This is a genomic window from Clostridium sp. LIBA-8841, assembly GCF_057782475.1.
The window spans coordinates 3,268,472-3,290,614 of the sequence record NZ_CM173488.1 but is presented as its reverse complement, the minus strand read 5'-3'; the positions used below and the strand labels follow the sequence as shown (position 1 = coordinate 3,290,614).

General features: G+C 29.4%; 17 protein-coding genes, 2 tRNA genes and 1 riboswitch. Of the genes, 14 read left to right on the top strand and 5 right to left on the bottom strand.

Translation table 11 applies throughout. From position 1 onward, the window contains the following. Positions 1–120: 120 nt before the first annotated feature. Positions 121–1,296, top strand: a complete 1,176-nt coding sequence (gene metK / locus AC2A4K_RS14425; RefSeq protein ID WP_322503184.1) for a methionine adenosyltransferase — start codon at positions 121–123, stop codon at positions 1,294–1,296. 221 nt (positions 1,297–1,517) lie between these two features. Here metK and nagA read toward each other — a convergent pair whose 3' ends face one another. Further along, the gene (gene nagA, locus AC2A4K_RS14420) at positions 1,518–2,654 is read right to left on the bottom strand and encodes an N-acetylglucosamine-6-phosphate deacetylase (protein WP_322503183.1); all 1,137 of its coding nucleotides are present in this window, start codon (positions 2,652–2,654) and stop codon (positions 1,518–1,520) included. A 136-nt stretch (positions 2,655–2,790) separates the two neighbouring features. Between nagA and recD2 the strand changes: the two genes are divergently transcribed. The 6 genes from recD2 (at position 2,791) to prfB (ending at position 11,635) form a co-directional block, all read left to right on the top strand. Beyond that, the gene (recD2, locus tag AC2A4K_RS14415) at positions 2,791–5,025 is read left to right on the top strand and encodes an SF1B family DNA helicase RecD2 (protein ID WP_322503182.1); all 2,235 of its coding nucleotides are present in this window, start codon (positions 2,791–2,793) and stop codon (positions 5,023–5,025) included. Positions 5,026–5,042: 17 nt separating this feature from the next. Next, the gene (locus tag AC2A4K_RS14410; RefSeq protein WP_322503181.1) at positions 5,043–6,005 is read left to right on the top strand and encodes a hypothetical protein; all 963 of its coding nucleotides are present in this window, start codon (positions 5,043–5,045) and stop codon (positions 6,003–6,005) included. Then, positions 5,981–6,640: a ComF family protein gene (locus tag AC2A4K_RS14405; protein WP_322503180.1), complete on the top strand. Its 660-nt coding sequence runs from the start codon at positions 5,981–5,983 to the stop codon at positions 6,638–6,640. The genes AC2A4K_RS14410 and AC2A4K_RS14405 overlap by 25 nt, the downstream gene beginning before the upstream one ends. A 451-nt stretch (positions 6,641–7,091) precedes the next feature. Next, on the top strand, positions 7,092–7,631 hold the full coding sequence (gene hpf, locus AC2A4K_RS14400) for a ribosome hibernation-promoting factor, HPF/YfiA family (RefSeq protein ID WP_322503179.1): 540 nt from the start codon (positions 7,092–7,094) through the stop codon (positions 7,629–7,631). A 234-nt stretch (positions 7,632–7,865) separates the two neighbouring features. Continuing rightward, on the top strand, positions 7,866–10,388 hold the full coding sequence (secA, locus tag AC2A4K_RS14395) for a preprotein translocase subunit SecA (RefSeq protein ID WP_322503178.1): 2,523 nt from the start codon (positions 7,866–7,868) through the stop codon (positions 10,386–10,388). A 151-nt stretch (positions 10,389–10,539) separates the two neighbouring features. Next, a protein-coding gene (prfB, locus tag AC2A4K_RS14390) for a peptide chain release factor 2 (RefSeq protein ID WP_322503177.1) occupies positions 10,540–11,635 on the top strand; the annotation gives its coding sequence in 2 pieces (ribosomal slippage) (positions 10,540–10,617 and positions 10,619–11,635; 1,095 coding nt in all). A gap of 135 nt (positions 11,636–11,770) precedes the next feature. Here the strand turns inward: prfB and AC2A4K_RS14385 are convergent. Continuing rightward, positions 11,771–13,114 carry a M28 family metallopeptidase gene (locus AC2A4K_RS14385; RefSeq protein ID WP_322503176.1) on the bottom strand — a complete coding sequence of 448 codons (1,344 nt, stop codon included), beginning with the start codon at positions 13,112–13,114 and terminating at the stop codon, positions 11,771–11,773. A gap of 261 nt (positions 13,115–13,375) precedes the next feature. On the opposite strand from AC2A4K_RS14385, the gene tex reads away from it, so the two are divergent. Both tex and AC2A4K_RS14375 read left to right on the top strand, forming a co-directional pair. Beyond that, complete coding sequence (tex, locus tag AC2A4K_RS14380; RefSeq protein ID WP_322503175.1) at positions 13,376–15,538, top strand: RNA-binding transcriptional accessory protein Tex; 2,163 nt, start codon at positions 13,376–13,378, stop codon at positions 15,536–15,538. A gap of 95 nt (positions 15,539–15,633) precedes the next feature. After that, a riboswitch (FMN riboswitch) is annotated at positions 15,634–15,750 on the top strand. A 126-nt stretch (positions 15,751–15,876) separates the two neighbouring features. Continuing rightward, complete coding sequence (locus tag AC2A4K_RS14375; protein ID WP_322503174.1) at positions 15,877–16,467, top strand: ECF transporter S component; 591 nt, start codon at positions 15,877–15,879, stop codon at positions 16,465–16,467. Positions 16,468–16,501: 34 nt separating this feature from the next. Here AC2A4K_RS14375 and rimI read toward each other — a convergent pair whose 3' ends face one another. The 3 genes from rimI to tsaE are packed head-to-tail and all read right to left on the bottom strand — an operon-like array spanning position 16,502 to position 18,110. Continuing rightward, positions 16,502–16,948: a ribosomal protein S18-alanine N-acetyltransferase gene (gene rimI, locus AC2A4K_RS14370; RefSeq protein ID WP_322503173.1), complete on the bottom strand. Its 447-nt coding sequence runs from the start codon at positions 16,946–16,948 to the stop codon at positions 16,502–16,504. After that, positions 16,948–17,652, bottom strand: a complete 705-nt coding sequence (gene tsaB / locus AC2A4K_RS14365) for a tRNA (adenosine(37)-N6)-threonylcarbamoyltransferase complex dimerization subunit type 1 TsaB (protein WP_322503172.1) — start codon at positions 17,650–17,652, stop codon at positions 16,948–16,950. Before tsaB ends, rimI begins: the two co-directional genes overlap by 1 nt. After that, on the bottom strand, positions 17,646–18,110 hold the full coding sequence (tsaE, locus tag AC2A4K_RS14360; RefSeq protein WP_322503171.1) for a tRNA (adenosine(37)-N6)-threonylcarbamoyltransferase complex ATPase subunit type 1 TsaE: 465 nt from the start codon (positions 18,108–18,110) through the stop codon (positions 17,646–17,648). Before tsaE ends, tsaB begins: the two co-directional genes overlap by 7 nt. 299 nt (positions 18,111–18,409) lie before the next feature. Here tsaE and AC2A4K_RS14355 point away from each other — a divergent pair, with 299 nt between their 5' ends. From AC2A4K_RS14355 to AC2A4K_RS14335, 5 genes are all read left to right on the top strand, one after another. Beyond that, on the top strand, positions 18,410–19,030 hold the full coding sequence (locus tag AC2A4K_RS14355) for a CBS domain-containing protein (RefSeq protein ID WP_322503170.1): 621 nt from the start codon (positions 18,410–18,412) through the stop codon (positions 19,028–19,030). 213 nt (positions 19,031–19,243) lie between these two features. Then, positions 19,244–19,319 (top strand) — tRNA-Trp (locus AC2A4K_RS14350). Positions 19,320–19,347: 28 nt separating this feature from the next. Beyond that, positions 19,348–19,423 (top strand) — tRNA-Trp (locus tag AC2A4K_RS14345). A 173-nt stretch (positions 19,424–19,596) separates the two neighbouring features. Beyond that, complete coding sequence (locus tag AC2A4K_RS14340; protein ID WP_322503169.1) at positions 19,597–21,732, top strand: bifunctional metallophosphatase/5'-nucleotidase; 2,136 nt, start codon at positions 19,597–19,599, stop codon at positions 21,730–21,732. A gap of 217 nt (positions 21,733–21,949) precedes the next feature. Continuing rightward, a complete protein-coding gene (locus AC2A4K_RS14335; RefSeq protein ID WP_322503168.1) occupies positions 21,950–22,132 on the top strand; it encodes an alpha/beta-type small acid-soluble spore protein in 183 nt (60 codons plus the stop codon). The last annotated feature ends 11 nt before the right edge of the window (positions 22,133–22,143 follow it).

Here is a 22,143-nt window from a genome sequence, read left to right as displayed (position 1 = left end):
AAAATGAAAAAACTAAAGATATTATTTTATATAGTTGGAAAGAATAATTTAATAAATAATTAAAAAATGAAAGGGGTGAATCGGCTATCTTATTTAGCATAGTAAGATAGCATTATAGCCATGAGAAGATTATTTACATCAGAATCAGTTACTGAAGGACATCCAGATAAAATATGTGACCAAATTTCAGATGCAGTTTTAGACGCTATATTTGAAAAAGATCCAAATGCAAGAGTTGCTTGCGAAACAGCTGTTACTACAGGATTAGTAATGGTAATGGGAGAAATAACAACTAATTGTTATGTTGATATTCCTAAAATAGCTAGAGAAACTATCAAAAATATAGGTTATGATAGAGCTAAATATGGTTTTGACTGTGAAACTTGTTCAGTTATGACTACAATTGATGAGCAATCATCAGACATAGCTATGGGAGTTGATGAAGCTCTAGAATCAAGAGCAGGAGAAAAAATTGACATAGATGCAGTTGGAGCTGGAGATCAAGGAATGATGTTTGGTTTTGCTACTAATGAAACTGAAGAATTTATGCCAGCACCAATAGCTATGGCTCATAGATTATCAAGAAGATTAACAGAAGTAAGAAAGAACGGAACTTTACCTTATTTAAGACCAGACGGAAAAACACAAGTTACTGTTGAGTACGAAAATGATAAACCTGTTAGAATAGATGCTATAGTAATTTCAACACAACATGGTCCAGAAATATCTCAAGAGCAAATTCAAGCTGATTTAATGGAACATGTTATAAAAGCTGTTATACCAGCAGAATTATTAGATGAAAACACTAAATATTACATAAATCCAACAGGAAGATTTGTTATTGGTGGACCTCAAGGAGATTCAGGATTAACAGGAAGAAAAATTATAGTTGATACTTATGGTGGATATGGAAGACACGGTGGTGGTGCTTTCTCAGGAAAAGATCCAACTAAGGTTGATAGATCAGCTGCATATGCTGCTAGATGGGTAGCTAAAAACTTAGTAGCTGCAGGTATTGCAGATAAGTTAGAAGTTCAAGTTGCTTATGCTATCGGTGTTGCTAGACCAGTATCAATCATAGTAGATACTTTTGGAACTGGAAAAATATCAGATGAAGAAATAGTTAATATAATAAATAAGGTATTTGATTTAAGACCAGGTGCTATAATAAGAGACCTAGAATTAAGAAGACCTATATACAAACAAACAGCAGCTTATGGACACTTTGGAAGAACAGATTTAGATCTTCCATGGGAAAAGTTAGATAAAGTTGAAGAGATAAAAAAACATCTTTAAGATAAATAGAGTTAAAGTTCAGAAGTTTATATTCTTCTGAACTTTAACTTTTTTATGTTGATCTAAGCAGGAAGAGATAGCTTAAAATCAACCTTTACTTAAAACAGAGCCTAATATTATTTTGATTATTAAATTAATGTTTTATGAAGTTAGATGATAGTTAATATGGTTTATAAATAAAAAAATACTTTGGATTAATCCAAAGTATTTTTTTATTTATATTAAGCTTTATGAACTAGTTTTCCATTAACTATTACATATTTTATGTTTATATCTTCATCAAAGATAATTAAATCAGCATCATAGCCTTCTTTAATTAATCCTTTTCTATCTTCAACTTTACAATGTCTAGCCCCATTATAAGTAGCCATTTTTATAACTTCATAAAGTGGGTATTTTGTATTGTTAAATACATTTTTAACAGCTACATCTAAAGTTAAAACTGAACCAGCTAAAGAACCAGTTAATAATCTAGCAGCTCCATTTTTAACCTCAACATCTTGACCACCTAATGAGTATCTTCCATCTGGCATACAACAAGCCATCATAGCATCAGTTATTAATAAGACTTTATCTGGTGTTTTTTGGTTATAAGCTACTCTTAAGCTTGGGAATGAAATGTGAATACCATCAGAAATTGTTTCTGTAGTTATATCGCTATCAAACACAGCACCTACAACACCTGGTTCTCTATGAGTAAATGGAGTCATAGCATTGAAAAGGTGAGTAGAGTGAGAACAACCACATCTTATACCTTCCATAGCTTCTTCGTAAGTAGCTTTAGTGTGTCCCATTGAAACAACTATTCCTTTTTCGCTTAAGAATTTAGTAAGTTCTTTAGCCCCATCTACTTCTGGAGCAAGAGTTATTGAAACAACATCATCTTCAAAAGCTCCAACTAATTTATAGAAGTTTTCTTTTGATGGAGGTATTAAGAAATCAGGATTTTGAGCTCCTATAGCACTTGGACTTATGAAAGGTCCTTCAAGGTGAGCTCCTAAAACATTTGCTCCATCAGTTCCTTCAACTTTAGCTTGGTGTATAGCTCCCATTGATTTTAAAACATCTTCAGCAGCTACCGTCATTGTTGTTGGTGTGAATGAAGTAGTACCATGCTTAACTATTACTTTTGAAATTTCATTAATAGCTTCATAAGTACCATCCATAGTATCGTGTCCACCAGCTCCATGTATATGAACATCTATAAATCCAGGAGATACATAAAGTCCTTGTCCATCTAGTATTTCACAATTAGTTTCTTCTTTCGGGTTTATAGCTTTGATTTTTCCGTTTTCTACTAGTATATTTCCAGGTTCAATCCTATCTAAATATACTATATTACAATTTTTTATTAACATACGAATCACCTTCCTCATAATAATCTTAAGATTTAAATTTGACTAAGTCAACAAAATCAGCTTCATGATTTAAAATTAATAATTGTGATATAATTAATAGTAATAACAATTTAAGAGAAACCTTTTAGGAGGTAATATGGAAGCATTAAATGGAATAGTTGAAAGTATAGTATTTAAAAGCTCTGATACAGGGTATACAGTTATAAAGTTTAGAGAAAATAATAATATTCATACAGCAGTTGGTGTATTACCACATGTAAGAGAAGGACAAAATTTAAAACTTTCAGGAAGTTGGGTTAATCATTCTCAGTTTGGAAAGCAGTTTAAGGTAGAAGAATGTGAAGAGATATTACCAACTTCAAAGGATGGAATAGAGAAATATTTATCTTCTGGAATAATACAAGGTATAGGTCCAGTTACAGCTAAAAAGATTGTAAATAAATTTGGAGAAGATACGCTTAATATTTTAGATAATAATATAGAAAGACTAAAAGAAATAGAGGGGATTGGTAAGAAAAAATTAGAGACAATAATTGAATCTTATCAAGAACAGAGAGAATTAAAAAATATAACTATATTTTTACAAACACACGGATTGAGCGTAAATCAATGTTTAAAAATTTATAAAAAATATGGTTCTAGTTCAGTTGAGACAGTCAAGAATAATCCTTACGTACTTTGTGATGAAATTTCAGGAATAGGATTTAAAACATCTGATAAAATAGCCAGAAGTTTAGGAGTAGAAATTGATTCTCCTTTTAGAATTCAAAGTGGTATAAGATATGTAATAAATGAATTTTGTGCAAATGGGCATACTTTCATGCCTAAGGATGAACTTATAAAAGAAGCAAGCAACGTGTTGACTGTAAGTGGAGATATAATAGAAGAAAATATAAAGAATGCGGCTTTAGATAGAAAAATAAAGTTAGAGAAGGTTAACAATAAAGAAGGTGTTTTCACAATACCTAACTATTATTGTGAACTTGGAATAACTAATAGAATTTTAACCTTAGCTATAAGCAATTTTCAAAATATAAATGTAGATGTAGATCATTTAATAGCTCAGTTTGAAAATAAAAATAATATAACTTTTGCAGAATCTCAGAAAGATGCTATAATAAGTGCTTTTCAAAATGGAATAGAGATAATAACTGGAGGACCAGGAACAGGAAAAACTACTATAATAAAGTGTATAATTGAAATTTTTGAAACTTGCGGATTAAAAGTTCTCTTGGGAGCACCTACTGGAAGAGCTGCAAAGAGGATGAGCGAATCTACAGGAAAAGAAGCAACGACAATACATAGAATGCTTGATATGGGAGTTTTTGAAAAGGAAGAAAGTGTTTTTATCACTAACACAGAAGAACATTCATTAGAAGCAGATGTAGTAATAATAGATGAGGCATCTATGATTGATATAACACTTATGAATGCTTTACTTAAATCTATTAAGGTTGGAACTAGACTTATAATAGTTGGTGATGTTGATCAGCTTCCATCAGTAGGAGCTGGAAATGTTTTAAATGACTTTATAGAGAGTGGATTTACTAAAGTTGTACGTTTAAAAGAGATTTTTAGACAGGGAAAAGAAAGTATGATTGTTGTGAATGCACATAAAATAAATAAAGGAGAAATGCCTAAATTAAATGAAAAAGGAACTGATTTCTTTTTTATAAAAAATGATATCCAAGAAGGAATATTAAATACAATAATAGATTTAATAAACACTAGATTGCCTAAGTTTAATTCAAATTGGGATAAGTTAAAAAATATTCAGGTTTTAGTTCCTATGAAAAAAGGTGTTTTAGGGGTTACAAATTTAAATGAAAAAATACAAAATGTCTTAAATCCTAAGGCGACATATAAAAATGAAAAAGAGTTTAGAAGTATGATATTTAGAGAGGGAGACAAAGTTATGCAAATAAAAAATAACTACTCTCTAAAGTGGACTAGAATAGCTGGAAAAGGGGAACACGAAGGTTCTGGAGTGTTTAATGGAGATATGGGATTTATAGAAAGTATAGATCTAGAGGGGAAAAAATTATCTATAATCTTTGATGATGAAAGAAAAGTAATCTATGACTTCATGTATTTAGATGAATTAGATTTAGCCTATGCAATTACTATACATAAAAGTCAAGGAAGTGAGTTCCCAGTAGTAATAATACCTGCTTATATGGGAGCACCATTACTTATGAATAGAAATTTATTATATACAGGAATAACAAGAGCAAAAGAAATGGTAGTAGTTGTTGGAATACCAAAAGCATTAAAATATATGGTTGATAACACAAGAAGTATGGAACGTTATTCTTCATTAAATTGGAGAATAAAAGAAGTAATATCAAATGAGGTTTTTGAACAAGATTAAATTAGGGGGATTTTAATGTGAGTTTGTATGGCGATAATTTCAGAATGGAGAATAGGTATGGTAATATATTAAAAAGGTGGTATGTAAAAGGGGATGAAATATTTATAAATTTGATATGTGAGCCATATCAAAATTTGAATTTTATATGTGATTTGATTAGTGAATGCTTAAGAAATAATGAAAGAGTACTGTACGTAGGGAAAAATAGAAAAATCTGTAGTAGTGAAGAGTTAAATTCAATCAATTTCCAGTTTGAATCATTTAATAATATTTTTAATATTAAAAAGAAGTTTGACTTAATAATATATGATGATATAAGTTTTTATTCGAATAAAAGCAGTATGGAATGTAGTGAGGATTTAATATATTTAAAGCGTTTATCTAAAAAGATAATAATATGTTCAGTAGATAAGGTTTTTAATAATATAAATCACATAGAAATATTAAACCAAGAAAGAAAAACTCACTTTTTAGAACCAAGATTAATAACAACTAGATTGAACTTAATAAATTCAATGCCTTATGCTTTATATAATTATATTGAATGGTTTATAAGAGAAAAGAGAGTTTTAGTTGTGTATGTTCCAAATGAAGTTAATTTAAATAGAATATATGAATATTATACTGAGGATTTAAATTTAGAAGATAAGGTTAAAATAGTAAAAGAGGATAAAAAAAATTCTCTTTTACAAGTAATAAATGAAAGTATATTTAAAAAAGAGGGAATTATTTTTATAACAGACTCGTTGCATGAATATTTTGATTCTATTCCTAATTGTGATTTAATTATTTATTCTTTTGAAAAAGAATTTATTGATTACAAAAAAATAATATTTGCATGTGGGGCTTTATGTAAAAATAAGTGTATAGGAAAAGAAATAATATTATTAAGCAATGATGAAAATGAAAATATAGAAACTGCTAGGAGGTTAGCAAGAAGCTTTAATGAAACTTTATGGAGATATGCAAAAATAAGGTAAACTATTTCTTCCAATGCTTATTAGAAGCTATTTATCCAATAGAAGAAAAATGCTATATATGTAATAAGGAAAGTAAGAAAATAATTTGTGACAAATGTAGAAGAGAAATACCAAAGGCAAGTGATATATTGATTATTGAAGAATGCACAATGATGGTTTGCTCCTATTATTCTTTTATAGTTAAGGATTTAATATTAAGACTTAAATATAAAGGTGATTTTCACGCTGGAGAAATATTGGTGCTACTACTTGAAGAAAAGGTGAAAGAAGCAAATTTGAATATTGACTTTATAACATATGTTCCAGTAGCAAAGGATGCACTTAAAAAGAAAGAGTTTAATCAATGTGAATTTTTAGCTAAGGAATTAGCTAAGCAGTTGGATGTTAAAGCTATAGAAACACTAAAAAAGAAAAATAAAGTTAAAGAACAGAAATCATTATCTAAAGAAGAAAGAGAAAAAAATGTAAGAGACGCCTTTAAACTTAAGGAAAATAAATGTTTAGAAGGAAAGAGCATTATACTTTTAGATGATGTCATGACAACAGGTGCTACTCTAAAATCTTGCATAAGGGAATTGAAAAAAATCAAAGATATTAAAATTTTTTTATTGACTATTGCAAAAAGTAATATATAATAGTAATGTAGCTAGGTTTGTGGTTGAAAGTCGATGCCAGTCGCAGGCGAAACGATCCACGTAAGTTAAACAAAGTTTTAATGAGCATGGTGCGGCTTAGAAGTAAGACCTACCAGCCAATAAAGGCTGAGAGGGTTAGTAGTGAGAGGTTGATTCCGGGTAGCAAAAGCTCCAGTAGGCGAGTGTGGGGTCAAAAACCAGGTCAACTAGCTATAAAAAAGGACTATGATTTTCATGGTCCTTTTTTAATTTTGTCAAGTTACATTAACTATAAATAATTTAAGCAAAACGAAGATTTAATAGGACATGTATTCACTAGATGTTAAAATTTTCAGTAAATTGAGATAATTTAAACTTGTATAAATAGCTATAAGGGAGTACAATTATATTATAAAGTTAAAACCTTTACATTAGTTAAGGTTACTTGTTTTTTTTGAAAGGGGCTGACTATATGAAAGTAACAGTATATGCTAAAAATATAGAGTTAACAAATGCTTTAAAGGATTCCGTAGAAAAGAAGATATCCAAATTAAGCAAGTATTTTGAACCAGAAGTTGAAGCAAAGGCCACTTTAAGCGTAGAAAAAAATAAACAAATCATAGAAGTTATGATTCCTTTTAATGGAATACTATTAAGAGGTGAAGAATCTACTGACGATATGTATAAGTCAATAGACTTAGTCGAAGAAAAAATCGAAAGACAAATAAGAAAGCAAAAAACTAGATTATCAAAGAAAAATAGATATGATTCATTAAGATTTGCTCATATAGATCCAATAGAAGATTTAAAAGAAGGAAAAGAATCAACAATAGTTAAAACTAAAAGATTCGATCTTAAACCAATGGGAGCTGAAGAAGCAGTCTTACAAATGGAGCTTATAGGTCATGATTTCTTTGTTTTCCAGGATGCAGATTCAAATCAACTAAATGTAGTTTATAAAAGAAAAGATGGAAATTATGGTTTAATTGAACCAGGATTAGGCGAAGATTAATATTAGTGAATATAAGAAAAGATGTGGTTTAAACCCACATCTTTTTATTTTTATGTAAAAGTTTTATCTAAATTATTACATTTATTGAAAATTGGTTACTATAAATGTTATAATCGAATAAGAATTATTTTAAATATTTTCTTAGGAAAAGTTAGAATATTGTATATATATGTTATAATTAAATAATTATTAGAATATTAAGCATATAAGAAAGTAGAATTGAGGGATAGTATAATGGGATTATTTGATAAAATATTTGGAAGTTATAGCGATAGAGAAGTTAAAAGAATAACACCTATTGTAGACAAAATAGATTCGCTTGGACCTGAAATGGAAAAACTATCTGATGAAGAATTAAAGCAAAAAACATTTGAGTTTAAAAATAGATATGCTAATGGAGAAAGCCTTGACGATATGCTTCCAGAAGCTTTCGCAGTTTGTAGAGAAGCATCAACAAGAGTTTTAGGAATGAAACACTATAGGGAGCAATTAATTGGTGGTACAGTATTACATCAAGGAAGAATAGCTGAGATGAAAACTGGTGAAGGTAAAACGTTAGTTGCTACTTTACCTGTTTATTTAAATGCTTTAGCTGGCAAAGGTGTTCATGTAATCACAGTCAATGACTACTTAGCAACAAGAGATAAAGAATGGATGGGTCAATTATATGAATTCTTAGGATTAACTACTGGAGTTATAGTTCATGGATTAACTAATGACCAAAGAAGAGAATCATATAATGCAGATATAACTTATGGAACAAACAACGAGTTTGGGTTTGATTATTTAAGAGATAACATGGTTATTTATAAAGAGGAAAGAGTTCAAAGACCATTACACTATTGTATAGTGGATGAGGTTGACTCAATTCTTATAGATGAAGCAAGAACTCCTCTTATAATTTCAGGAGCAGGAAGTAAATCAACAGATCTTTATAAAATAGCAGATTTCTTTGTTAAGAAATTAAGAGAAGAAGAAGATTATACAATAGATGAAAAGGCACATGCTGCAATGCTTACTGATAAAGGGGTTGAAGAAGCAGAAAAAGCTTTTGGAATAGAAAACTATGCAGATGCTAATAATATGGAATTACAACATCATATTACTCAAGCATTAAAAGCTAACTATGTAATGAAGAGAGATAAAGATTACATGGTTAAAGATGATGAAATAGCTATAGTTGATGAATTTACAGGAAGACTTATGGAAGGTAGAAGATATTCAGATGGTCTTCATCAAGCTATTGAAGCTAAAGAAGGTGTTAAAGTTCAAAGAGAATCTAAGACTTTAGCAACTATAACTTTCCAAAATTATTTCAGAATGTACACTAAATTAGCAGGTATGACAGGTACAGCTCTTACTGAGGAAACTGAGTTTAGAGAAATATATGGATTAGACGTTGTTGTTATTCCAACTCATAGACCAATTCAAAGAGAAGACCATTCAGATTTAGTATTTAAAACTGCTAAAGGAAAATATGATGCTATAGTAGAAGAAATAATAGAAACTCATAAAACTGGTCAGCCAGTTCTTGTTGGTACAACAAGTATAGAAAAATCAGAATATCTTTCAGCTTTATTAAAGAGAAAAGGTGTTCCACACAAGGTATTAAATGCTAGATACCATGAACAAGAGGCTGAAATTGTATCTCGTGCAGGTGAATTAGGTAACATAACAATTGCGACTAATATGGCTGGTAGAGGTACAGATATTAAGCTTGGAGAAGGTGTTATAGAAGTCGGTGGTTTAAAAATCATAGGTACTGAAAGACATGAATCAAGAAGAATAGATAACCAGTTAAGAGGACGTTCTGGTCGTCAAGGAGATAAAGGTCATTCAAGATTTTATATCTCTTTAGAAGATGACTTAATGAGAATATTTGGTTCAGAAAAACTTCAATCTGTTGTTGATAGATTAGGTTTAGAAGAATCAGAAGCTATTGAAAGTAAAATGGTTAGTAAATCAATAGAAAATGCTCAAAAGAAAGTAGAAGGTAACAACTTTGATATAAGAAAGACATTATTAGGATATGATGATGTTATGAACAAACAAAGAGAAGTTATCTATAAGCAAAGATCTCAAGTTCTAGAAGGAGAAAATCTAGAAGATAGCGTTCAAGCTATGATTGAGGATGTAATATCTTCAGCTGTTCAATCTCACTTAGGAAACATAGATGAGAATGAGTTTGAAAAAGAACTTGGTGATTTAATCACGTATTTAGAGGATATAATGTTACCGCATGGTAGATTTACTGTTGAAGACTTAAAAACTTCTTCAGATGAAGAAATAACTAGAAAATTCATTGAATGTGCTAGAGAAGTTTATAAAGAAAAAGAAGAGTTCGTTGGCGCAGAGCAAATGAGAGAAATTGAAAGAGTTATAATCTTAAGAGTTGTTGATACTAAGTGGATGGATCACATAGATGATATGGATCACTTAAAACAAGGTATTGGTTTAAGAGCATATAAACAACAAGATCCAACTCAAGCATACCAAATGGAAGGTAGTGCTATGTTTGATGAAATGATAAATAACATCAAAATAGACACAGTAAGATACTTATTCCATGTAAAAGTTGAAGCTGAGAAGCCACAAAGGGAAAGAGTTGTTCAAGAAACAGGAGCAAGTCATGGTGGAGACTCATCTGAAGTTAAGAAAAAACCAGTTAAAAAAGAACCTAAAGTAGGTAGAAATGATTTATGTCCATGTGGAAGTGGCAAAAAATATAAATCATGCTGTGGAAGAGAAGTAGTTTAATATAAGAAAAAGCCTTTGCAATTAATGCGAAGGCTTTTTGTTTAGAGTTATATATTATTTTTAAAACAGATATCATTTTATTGTTTTAAATAACAGTAAAATGATATACTCTATAATATGAAAAATAATTAAAGATAGAGGTGAAGTTTTTATGATTATGGAACTTGAAAATCAATTATCAAAGTTGCATGAGCTAAAAAATAATTTAAAGGAAATGGGGGCTTCACTTTGACTTAGCATCTTTAGAGAAGAAAAGTGAAGAACTTGAGTTAAAGATGCAAGAGGCGGGATTTTGGGATGACGTCCAAAAGGCTCAAGAAGTAACCCAAGAAGCAAAAAGAACAAAGGATAAAATAGATAAGTTTAAAAATTTAAATGAGAGAATAGATGATGTAGAAGTTTTAAAAGAACTTATGGAAGAAAATGATGAGGAAACAGCTCAAGAAATAATAAGTGAAGTTAAAGCTTTAAGTAAAGAAATAGGCACATTAAAAATAGAAACTATATTATCAGGTGAATATGATAGAAATGATGCCATATTAACATTACATACAGGAGTTGGTGGAAGCGATGCTAATGACTGGACTGAAATGCTTCTTAGAATGTACACAAGATGGTGTGAGAAGAAAGGATATTCATTAGAAACTATTGACTATCTACCAGGAGATGAAGCTGGTGTTAAAAGTGTTACTTTAAAAGTTAAGGGTGAGTTTGCTTATGGTTATTTAAAAGCAGAAAAAGGAATACATAGATTAGTTAGAATATCTCCTTTTAATGCTAATGGAAAAAGACAAACTTCTTTTGCTTCAGTAGAGGTTTTACCAGAATTAACATCAGATCAAGATATTGAAATAAATCCAGTAGATTTAAGGATTGATACTTATAGAGCAGGTGGAGCTGGTGGTCAGCATGTAAATAAAACGGAGTCTGCAGTGAGAATTACTCATATTCCAACGGGAATAGTAGTTCAATGTCAAAATGAAAGAAGTCAGTTTTCAAATAGAGATACTGCTATGGCAATGTTAAAATCTAAGCTGATAGAACTTAAAGAGAGAGCACATAAGGAGAAAATAGAAGACTTAACAGGTGAATTAAAAGATATGGGATGGGGAAGTCAAATAAGAAGTTATGTTTTTCATCCATATTCAATGGTTAAGGATCATAGAACTAATGTTGAAACATCAAATGTAAATGCTGTTATGGATGGAGATATAGATAACTTTATAATTGCATATTTAAATTCATAATAGAATTAAAAAAGAACTAAAAGCTAATATAGTTTTAAAAAGCTTTTAGTTCTTTTAATTTTGACTTTCACTTAAAATTAAGCAGGTCTGAGGAGCTAGTTAAAAATCAATATTCATCTAAAAAATAGCCTAAATCTAAATTTTAAGTTTTAATATTATACAAAGTAGAACTGATAATATTAAAAGCACAAGAATTCTTAAGTCTAATAAAAATAATCCTGATGAGGAGTAGGAGGTGGAGAAAATTTCACTCCATACTACCGAGAAACTTCTATCTATAGCTGTAGGACTTATATACTCAATTGTATCTTCAGGAGTATGAATTCTTGTAATATCTCCATCATTTATTGTTATTGAGTCAAGGCCTTCCTTAATGAAACTAGCATGATCAGAAGAATCTTTGTTTTCTATTATGGTAGTTATTTTTTTTTGATTACAAATTTCACAAAGTCTATCTAGAAGATAGCTATGAGCACAATTACCTTCACCGTTCATAAAAGTAAGAGGGACGTTTTTATCGCTACCTATCATGTCAAAATTTATAACTGTTGCTCCTTTTAATAAAGATTTATTTTCTTCAGCAAAGTTTTTAGAACCTAATAATCCAAACTCCTCTGCATTTAATGAGACCACAATAATATCTCTTGATGGTTGAGGCAATGAAGCTAGGAAAGAGCTTAATTCTAATAAAAAGGAAGCACCAGAGGCATTATCTAAAGCTCCTCTATAGATTTCCCCGGAAATACCTTTACCCATATGATCAAAATGAGCTGTTAGAACTAAAGGGGGTAAAAGTGGATTCTTACCTTTTATAACTCCAGCAATATTATTTACTTCTTTTTCTTCAACTTTATAAGGAAGAAAACAATCGATTCTATATCCTTTATTCAAATAGAATTCTAATTCTTTTATAAGATCTGGAGCAACCAATACATATAAATCACAAGGTGTATTTTCAATAAAAGAACTTCTAAAATTAAAAGAATCTATTGGTGATGAAAGAAAAACCACACTATTATTAGAAGATGAGGTTCCTTTTATTGCAGAAGGCACTGCTTTAAATTCATTGGTGTTATCAAAACTTATATTATTTACTCTAAAATTTATGAATGCTTCTTTAAAATCTACTCCATACTTATAAGAAACTATTAAGTTGTTATTCTTATCATAAACTTTAAGATAGGGATCACCTTCAATCAATATAGGAGCTTTTACTTTAAAATCTTGAAGATAAGTAGAGTTAAATTCTTTTATATTAGACTTAATAAAAGATTTTTCAATAAAATCTTGAGCTAAATAATTTCCTTCGTTTCCACAAAGTCTTCCTTCCAATTCATCAGAGGTTAAATATTCTATATTGTTTAAAACATCTTCCTTTTCAAAGGGGTTAAATTTATTTCTGTAAACTAAAGAGAAATTTATCATAAGAATAAGTGCACAAAGAAGCACATTTATAATTGTTATGTATAATCTTTTCATATTTTCCTCCTTAAAGATTAGGTTATAATTAAAGGTATGAAATATAAATTATGTTTATTCAAAAAATTACCATTAATCTTGAATTAATAATTGGAAGTAATATAATAATAAAATGAGGTTTATTTTAAAAAAATTTATTTTTACTGAATTTTAGCGGTTTAATATAAATTTATTTAGATTAATAACAACTTTAAAATCAATTTATAAAGAAATAATTTAATTATGTTTAATGGTTAATGAGATAGAGTATAGGAGGACATTATGAACAATATACATGAGATTTTATCAAAAGAACTTTGTATTTCATTAAAACAAGTAGCAAGTGTTATAGAGATGCTAGATGAAGGAAATACAGTACCTTTTATAGCTAGATATAGAAAAGAAAGAACCGGTGGGTTATCAGATGAAATTTTAAGAAAATTTAATGAGAGATTAACTTATTTAAGAAATTTAGAGAGTAGAAAAGAAGACGTTTTAAGAATTATTGAAGAACAGGATAATTTAACACCAGAATTAAAGTTGAAAATTGAAAAAGCAACTACACTTACAGAGGTTGAGGATATATATAGACCTTTTAAACCTAAAAAGAGAACAAGAGCAACTATGGCTGTTGAAAGAGGGTTAAAACCTTTAGCAGAACTTATATTATCAGGAGATTTTAAGGACGATATAATTGCTGAAGCTAGTAAATACATAAAAGAAGATAAAGAAGTTAAAGGTGAAGAAGAAGCTATTCAAGGAGCAATGGATATAATAAGCGAAATAATATCTGATAATGCTGATTATAGAAAGTGGATAAGAAGTTTTGTACAAAGAGATGGAATTTTAGAAGTTAAGGGTGGAAGTGAGGAACAAACACCTTATGAGATGTATTATGACTATAAAGAGCCAGTAAGAACAATTCCATCACATAGAATATTAGCTGTTAATAGAGGAGAAAAAGAAAAGATTCTTTCTGTTAAGGTAACATGTAATGAGGAAGTTATTATAGACTTTTTAAATAGAAAAATTTTAAAAAATAATAATATTACTGATAAGTACTTACAAGAAAGTATAAAAGATTCTTTAAAGAGACTTATTTATCCATCAATAGAGAGAGAAATTAGAAGTGAGTTAACTTCAAAAGGAGAAGAGGGAGCTATTGATATATTTAAAGCAAATTTAAAAGCTTTATTAATGCAAGCCCCTATAAAGGGAAAGGTCGTAATGGGATTTGACCCTGGATTTAGAACTGGATGTAAGGTTGCTATTTTAGATGAAACAGGAAAATTTGTTGAGAATACAACAGTTTATCCAACGGCTCCTCAAAATAGAATTGATGAGACAATAGCTACATTAAAAAAACTTATTAAGAAACATGGGGTAGATGTTATATCTTTAGGAAATGGGACAGCTTCAAGAGAATCAGAAGAAGTTATTGCAAGAATGCTTAAAGAAATAAAAGATGAAATAGGAAAAGAGTTATTCTATGTTATAGTATCAGAGGCTGGAGCTTCTGTTTATTCAGCATCAGAGCTTGCTAATAAAGAATATCCTGACTTAGATGTAACGGTAAGGGGAGCAATATCTATTGGAAGAAGACTTCAGGACCCATTAGCAGAGCTTGTAAAGATTGATCCTAAAGCTATAGGAGTAGGTCAATATCAACATGATGTAACTCAAAAGAAATTAGATGAGTCTTTAGCAGGGATAGTTGAGGATTGTGTTAATAATGTTGGAGTAGATTTAAACATAGCAACGCCATCTCTATTAAGTTATATATCAGGAATAAATGCTACAATAGCTAAAAATATAGTTGATTATAGAGAAGAGAACGGTAAGTTTAAGAGTAGAAAAGAATTATTAAAGGTAAAAAGATTAGGACAAAAAGCTTATGAACAATGTGCTGGTTTCCTAAGAGTTATGGAAAGTAAAGAACTTTTAGATAATACTTCTGTCCATCCAGAATCATATGGAGTAGCAAAGGAACTTATAAAAATATTAGGTTACAAAGACTCAGATTTAAAAAATGGAAATTTAGGAGATATTGATGAGAGAGTAAAGCTTAAAGGATTAAGTAACTTAGCAAATGAATTAGAAGTTGGAGAGCCTACTCTAAATGATATTATAAAAGAAATTAAAAAGCCTGGAAGAGACCCAAGAGAGGAACTACCTAAACCAATATTTAAATCTGGAGTAATAGATATGAAAGATTTAAAACCAGGTATGATTTTAATGGGAACAGTTAGAAACGTATCTGACTTTGGTGCTTTTGTTGATATTGGAGTTCACCAAGATGGATTAGTTCATAAGAGTCAAATGGCTGATAGATTTGTTAAACATCCACTTGATATAGTTAAGGTTGGAGATGTTGTAGAAGTTAGAATTTTAGATGTTGATTTAAAAAGAAAAAGAATTTCTCTTTCAATGAAAAAAGAAAGTTAAAATATTAATTAAAATAAGTGTAAATTTTAATATATTTCAGTATTTAATATATTGAAATTTAAATAAAAAAGAGTTAAAATTATAACAAATAAATAAAAAGTCTTCAGGGCGGGGTGTAAGTCCCCACCGGCGGTAAAGCCCGCGAGCTAAATTTAGCATGATTCGGTGAAATTCCGAGGCCGACAGTATAGTCTGGATGAAAGAAGATGAGTGTTTAATGATTTAAATTCTGAATCTATATGCCCTGATATAATTACGTATCAGGGCTTTTTTATGCTTGAATGAAGTCATTAAAGACTTAGTAGCCCCAGAGGAATTAACTTTTGGGAGGGGACAAAATGAAAACAAAAACCTTAAACACAAACAAATTTATTAAATTATCACTTTTATCTGCTATTGCAGTAATTCTTATGTACATTGATTTTCCAGTAATACCAATATTCCCGTGGTTAAAGATCGATTTAAGTGATGTGCCTGCACTTATGGGAGCATTTGCTTTCGGTCCATTATCAGGAGTCATAATAGAACTTATGAAAAACTTATTAATTTTAATAGTAAAGGGAACTGGAACAGGATTTGTGGGAGAAATTGCTAATTTCTTAGTTGGAGTATCTTTGGTGTGGCCAGCAGCAATGATTTATAAGAGAAATAAGACTAAGAAAACTGCTATATTAGGAATGTTAGTAGGAATATTAGCTATAGAAATAGTAGGAATATTAGCTAATGTATATTTATTACTTCCAGCCTATGGTATGGCTATGTCAAAGGCAGAATTAATGCAGTATGTAACAGTTGGATTAATTCCATTTAACGGAATAAAAGCGATTTTAGTATGTGGAATAACATATGTACTATATAAAAAGCTATCTGTATCAGTGTTCAAAGTTGAACCTATGCTAGACAAACCTATGAAAGAAAATTTAGGATAATAAAAAAGAGCTCTAATTTAGGGCTCTTTTTTATTTAAATATTGTGTCTCCACATTATTATGGCGTTTTCTTTGGGATTGTGGTAGAAGTTTTTTCTTATCCCTTCCTCTTTGAATCCATGTTTTTTATAAAGATTTTGTGCTGGAAGGTTTGATTCTCTTACTTCTAGAGTAAGAGAATTTATGTTATTTTCCTTACATAAAGTAATTAGATTATCCATTAATAGATTTCCAATTCCTTGCTTTCTATATTCTGGATGAACAGCTATGTTTGTTATATCTCCTTCACCAAAAACAACCCACATTCCAAGAAAGCCTATAACCTTATTCTCATCTAGAGCCACAAGGTATTTTGCTAACTTGTTTGAAAGCTCATTTTCAATCGATTCTATATTCCAAGCCTCCGTAAGGCTAAGTTTACTTACTTCAAAAACACCTTCTATATGAGAAGAGTTCATAGGTTCTATTTTATAAGAACTCATTATTTTAATCTCATTCTTTCTTCGTATTCTCTTTCAGCTTGAGATTTTCTTAAGTAAACTGGAGCATATGTATTTAAATCATGATAAACTCCATTTTCTAATAATCTTAATCCTAATTCTCCAACTGATGCTGCTCTTGGATAAGCTGAATGATTAGGTGCGAAAGAACAGTTAGGAAGAGCTTCTTTTAGGAAAGCTTTGTGCTTAGTTATTCCGTCTCCAACAAAGATAACATCTTCATTTCTCTCTTTAATTTTTTCAACTAAGTCATTTAAGGAAATACATTCTTTTTCACTAAGGGAAATAAGCTCATCTCCGTCTTTTTTATAAAGAGAAGCATATACATTTCCTCTAAGAGCATCTATAATTGGACAGATTATCCCTTTAAAGCCTGATATGTTATAAGCTAAGGTATCAAGAGAAGAAATACAAACAGAAGGCTTTTTACTTCCAAAGCTTAACCCTTTAATAGTTGCCATTCCTATTCTAAGACCAGTAAATGAACCAGGTCCTTCGCTAATAGCAAATCCATCTAAATCTTTGATTTTTAAGTCGTTATATTTAAGTAAATCATCTATTAAATCCATTAATAAAACGGAGTGTTGTTTTTTATCATTTAAGTTTATTTCTCCTAGAACTCCCTTTTCATTTACTAAGGCACATGTAGCAGTGCTAGAAGAAGAGTCAACAGCTAATACTAACATTCTTTTATCTCCTTTATGTAGTTATATCTATCTCCATAACTATTAATAGTTATTTTTCTAAAGTTTTCACCCATATCAGGTAATTTTTCTATTTTAATATGTATATATTCTTCTGGGATAAGTTCCTCTATATAGTTAGCCCATTCAATTAAGCTTACGCCATCACCAAAGATATATTCATCAAATCCTATTGCTTCAATTTCATCTGGATCATTAACTCTATAAACATCAAAATGGTAAAGAGTTAATCTTCCACTATGATATTCATTAACTATATTAAAAGTTGGACTAGTTATATGCTCATCAATTCCTAATCCTTCTGCAATTCCTTTGCTTATATGAGTTTTGCCAGTTCCTAAGTCGCCAGTTAAACAAAGAATATCTCCTTTATTTACAAGAGAACCAAGTTGTCTTCCAATATGCATAGTTTTCTCTACACTATCTACTATAAATTCCATAAAGAACTCCTTTCAAATTAACACTCTTTAATCATTCTATCCAAATTTAAAGAAAAAGAAAAGAGATGCTAGATTTAATAAGATATTTTAAGTTTTATTATGTGTTTTAAATGATTCAAATTTTCTATGAGATTTAATAAAACATACACCTATAAAATTATTATAATATTAACCTTTAAAGGGCAAAAGACTCTTTAATTGATACTTTTGTAAATTTAATATAATTAGATAATTATATAATGGGATAATAGTATAATATTATTATAAAGTATGTAAATTTAGGAATTGGGGGGATTTGTATGTTAGTAAAGGCTGTTATGACAAAGAAGGACAATCTTGATTTGGTTACTTCTAAAACTATACTTAAAGATGCATTAAAAATTATGGATGATAATAATTTTTTATCAATTCCTGTAGTAGATGGCAATAAATTTAGGGGGGCAGTGTCTAAAAGCTGTATATATGAGCATTATTTTAAAAATAATTTAAGTAAAGAAGAGTTATTGAATAATGTTACTGTGGGAGAAATTTTTAAAACAGAAATTCCTATAATAAGTAAGGAAGAACATATAGAAAAAGCAGTTGCTATGTTAGAAAAAATGAGAATTTCTTTTGTTGCTGTTGTAGATGAATTTGATAATTTTAAGGGAATATTAACTCATAAAGCTGTATTTAAAGAGTTCAATAATGCCTTTGGCCTTAACAAGGGAGAAAGAATAGTTATAAGAACTTTTGATGTTCCAGGACAATTATCAAAGATGACTAAAATAATATCTCAAGAAGAGGGAGATATATTAAGTGTAGTTATTATAGATACAAAAAGTTTAACTGAGGTTAAAGAAGTCATTGTTAGAATTAAGAATGGAGATATTAATAATATAAAGAAAAAATTGAAAGATTCAGGATTTAAATTAGCATAATAAAATAGTTAAGAGTATAGAGTAGAGTATATTTTAAAAGAAATTTTAGTAATCCTTATTTATAGGTTTGAAAATAGAATATACTCTACTTTTATGAGTAAATATAAGACTATTTTATCAAGGAATTAATATGTATTTTTTATTAAAAATAAAATTTTACATAAAAAACCCTTGCGTTAAGTTTATTTTTAATATATAATAAATTCTGTGTTCAGGGGTATGGCTCAATTGGTAGAGTAGTGGTCTCCAAAACCATTGGTTGTGGGTTCGAGTCCTACTGCCCCTGCCAATTAACACAAATTATAACATAATATTATAGGGGTATGGCTCAATTGGTAGAGTAGTGGTCTCCAAAACCATTGGTTGTGGGTTCAAGTCCTACTGCCCCTGCCAGAAAATCAGTAAATTAATTTACTGATTTTTTTTTGCTTAATTTTAAAAAAAATATTGGTTTTTGTAAAGATGTTTATATTATAAAATGTGTAAAATATATAAAAATTGTAAACGATTTTAAAACGATGTATAATATTATCTGTACAGTTTAAAAGTAAAGGGGATAAAGAATAGTGAGAAAAATTATTAAACCATTAAGTTTTGCTACAATTATGTTTTTATCATTAAATCTATGTTTTTTTAATGATAAAGTCGTTAAGGGGGAGGAAATTTCTAATGAAACTAAAGTTACTATTTTAGGAACTTCAGATATACATGGAAGATTTGTTCCTTGGGATTATGCATCAGATACTGAAAATAATTCAGGAAGCTTATCACAAATATCAACAATTGTAAAAAAAGAAAGAAAAGAGAATCAAAATGTAATTCTTGTAGATGCAGGTGACTCAATTCAAGATAACTTTGTTGAAACTTTTAATAAAGGACCTAAGCAACCTATGGTTTTAGGTATGAATAAGATGAAATATGATGTTTGGGAAATGGGAAACCATGAATTTAACTTTGGATTAGATGTTCTTAAGCATGTAACAAATCAATTTGAAGGAAAAGTATTAGCGGGTAACATCTATAATGACGATGGAACAAGATATATGGATGGATATACTATAATAGAAAGAGACGGAATAAAAATAGGCATTATAGGAATGGATACTCCTATGATAAAAGAATTTGAAAAACCATATAATATAAAAGGAATTGAGTTTAGAGATCCAGTTAAAGAAACAAAAAAGATTATAAAAGAATTAGATGGAAAAGTTGATGCTATGATTGGCGTTATGCATATGGGCTTAGATAATGAAAATGAAATCCCGAATACAGGTGTTAGAGATATTGCTAATCAGTGTCCTGAACTTACAGCAATTATAGGTGGACATATGCATAAACTAGTTGAAAACGATATTATAAATGGAGTAATTATAACTGAACCAGGAAAATATGGACAGGCTGTCTCAAAAATAGATTTAACATTCAAAAAAGAAAATGGTAAAAATGTATTAAAAAATAAAAGCACTAATACTATTTCAGTGGCTAATGTAGAATCAGATAAAGAAATAGAAAATCTATTAAAGCCTTTTCACGAAGAGTTGCGTAAAGATGCCAATTCAGTTATCGGAAGACTTGAAGGGGTTAATATGGTAGATGAAGATTACATAAAAGGAATACCTACAATACATATAGAAGATACTCCATTAATTGACTTCTTTCATGAAGTTGGAAAGTATTATAGTAAGGCTGATGTAATAGCATTAGCTATAGATAATGATAAAGCTAAGTTAGATTTAGGAGAAATAAAGAAAAAAGATATAGCGTATAACTATAGATATACTGGTGGAGAAATAAGCGTTTATGAAGTAACAGGAAAAGACTTAAAAAAATACATGGAATGGGCTGCTGGATATTTTAATACATTAAATCCAGGAGACATTACTCCAAGTTTTAATCCTAAAAGAAGAGCATCTAAATACAGTACTAATGATATGTTTGGTGGAATAACTTATAAAATTGATTTAAGAGAAAAAGAAGGAAATAGAATTAAGGATGTTAAATATAAGGATGGAAGGGAACTTAAGGATACAGATGTCTTAAAATTAGGAATGAATTCATATAGGCTTGGACAATTACAAGGAAAGGGAGGAATCTTTGAAGGTAAAGATTTTAAAAAACTTTGGGATTCTAAAACTGCTTATGGAGAAGAAGAAGGAACAATAAGAAATTTAGCTATAGATTATATTAAAAATGTTAAAAATGGTGTTATAAATGCAAAAAAACAAAATAATTGGCGTTTGCTAGGTATAGATCCAAACTCAGAAAACTATAAAAAAGTTAGAGATTTAGTTAATTCAGGAGAGTTAAAAATACCTAGCTCTGAAGATGGAAAATATACTAATTTAGCATCAATAAATGAGAAGGATTTGCCTGTGGATAATAATACATCTAAAGAAGATGTGGATAATAATATACCTAAAGAAGATAAAGAAGATGCTAATATAAATTCAGATAAAAACAAAGAAAAAAATAATGAAGGAAATAATGAGGCTAGTAAGGAAGAATTACCTAAAGTAGATGAAAATGTAGAAAATCAAAAAAATAATGAAAATAAAATAGATAATAATCAAGAAGATGTTGAAGAAAACAACAAAAAAGAAAATGAGATTCCTAATACAGGATCTCCTATAGGTGGAGAAACTGTAGCACAAATAGCTATGTTATTAATAGGATTAGGTGTAGTATTAAAAATTAAAAGATAAATAATTATATAGAGGTTTTAGGTGAATTTTCATTGGTAGTTACTTTTTAAGAGTCTAAATTGCTTTGAAAGAGAGTTATATTATATTGGCATTATATAGATAAAAATCCTTCTATTTCATAGGTTTATAATCTGCATTCTGGTTAATATAATAGTGTAAGCAAGAGATAAACAAATTTCAAGCTTACAAATTACCAAAGCCAAAGGAGGAATTAGAAATGTCAAAAACATTAGTTCCAGAAGCAAAAAATGGATTAAGTAAATTCAAGACTGAGGTAGCTAGAGAGCTAGGTGTACCATTCTCAGATTATAATGGAGACCTAAGTTCAAGACAATGTGGTTCCGTAGGCGGCGAAATGGTAAAAAGAATGGTAGAAGCTTATGAAAGTCAGTTAAAATAATAACCCTTTCG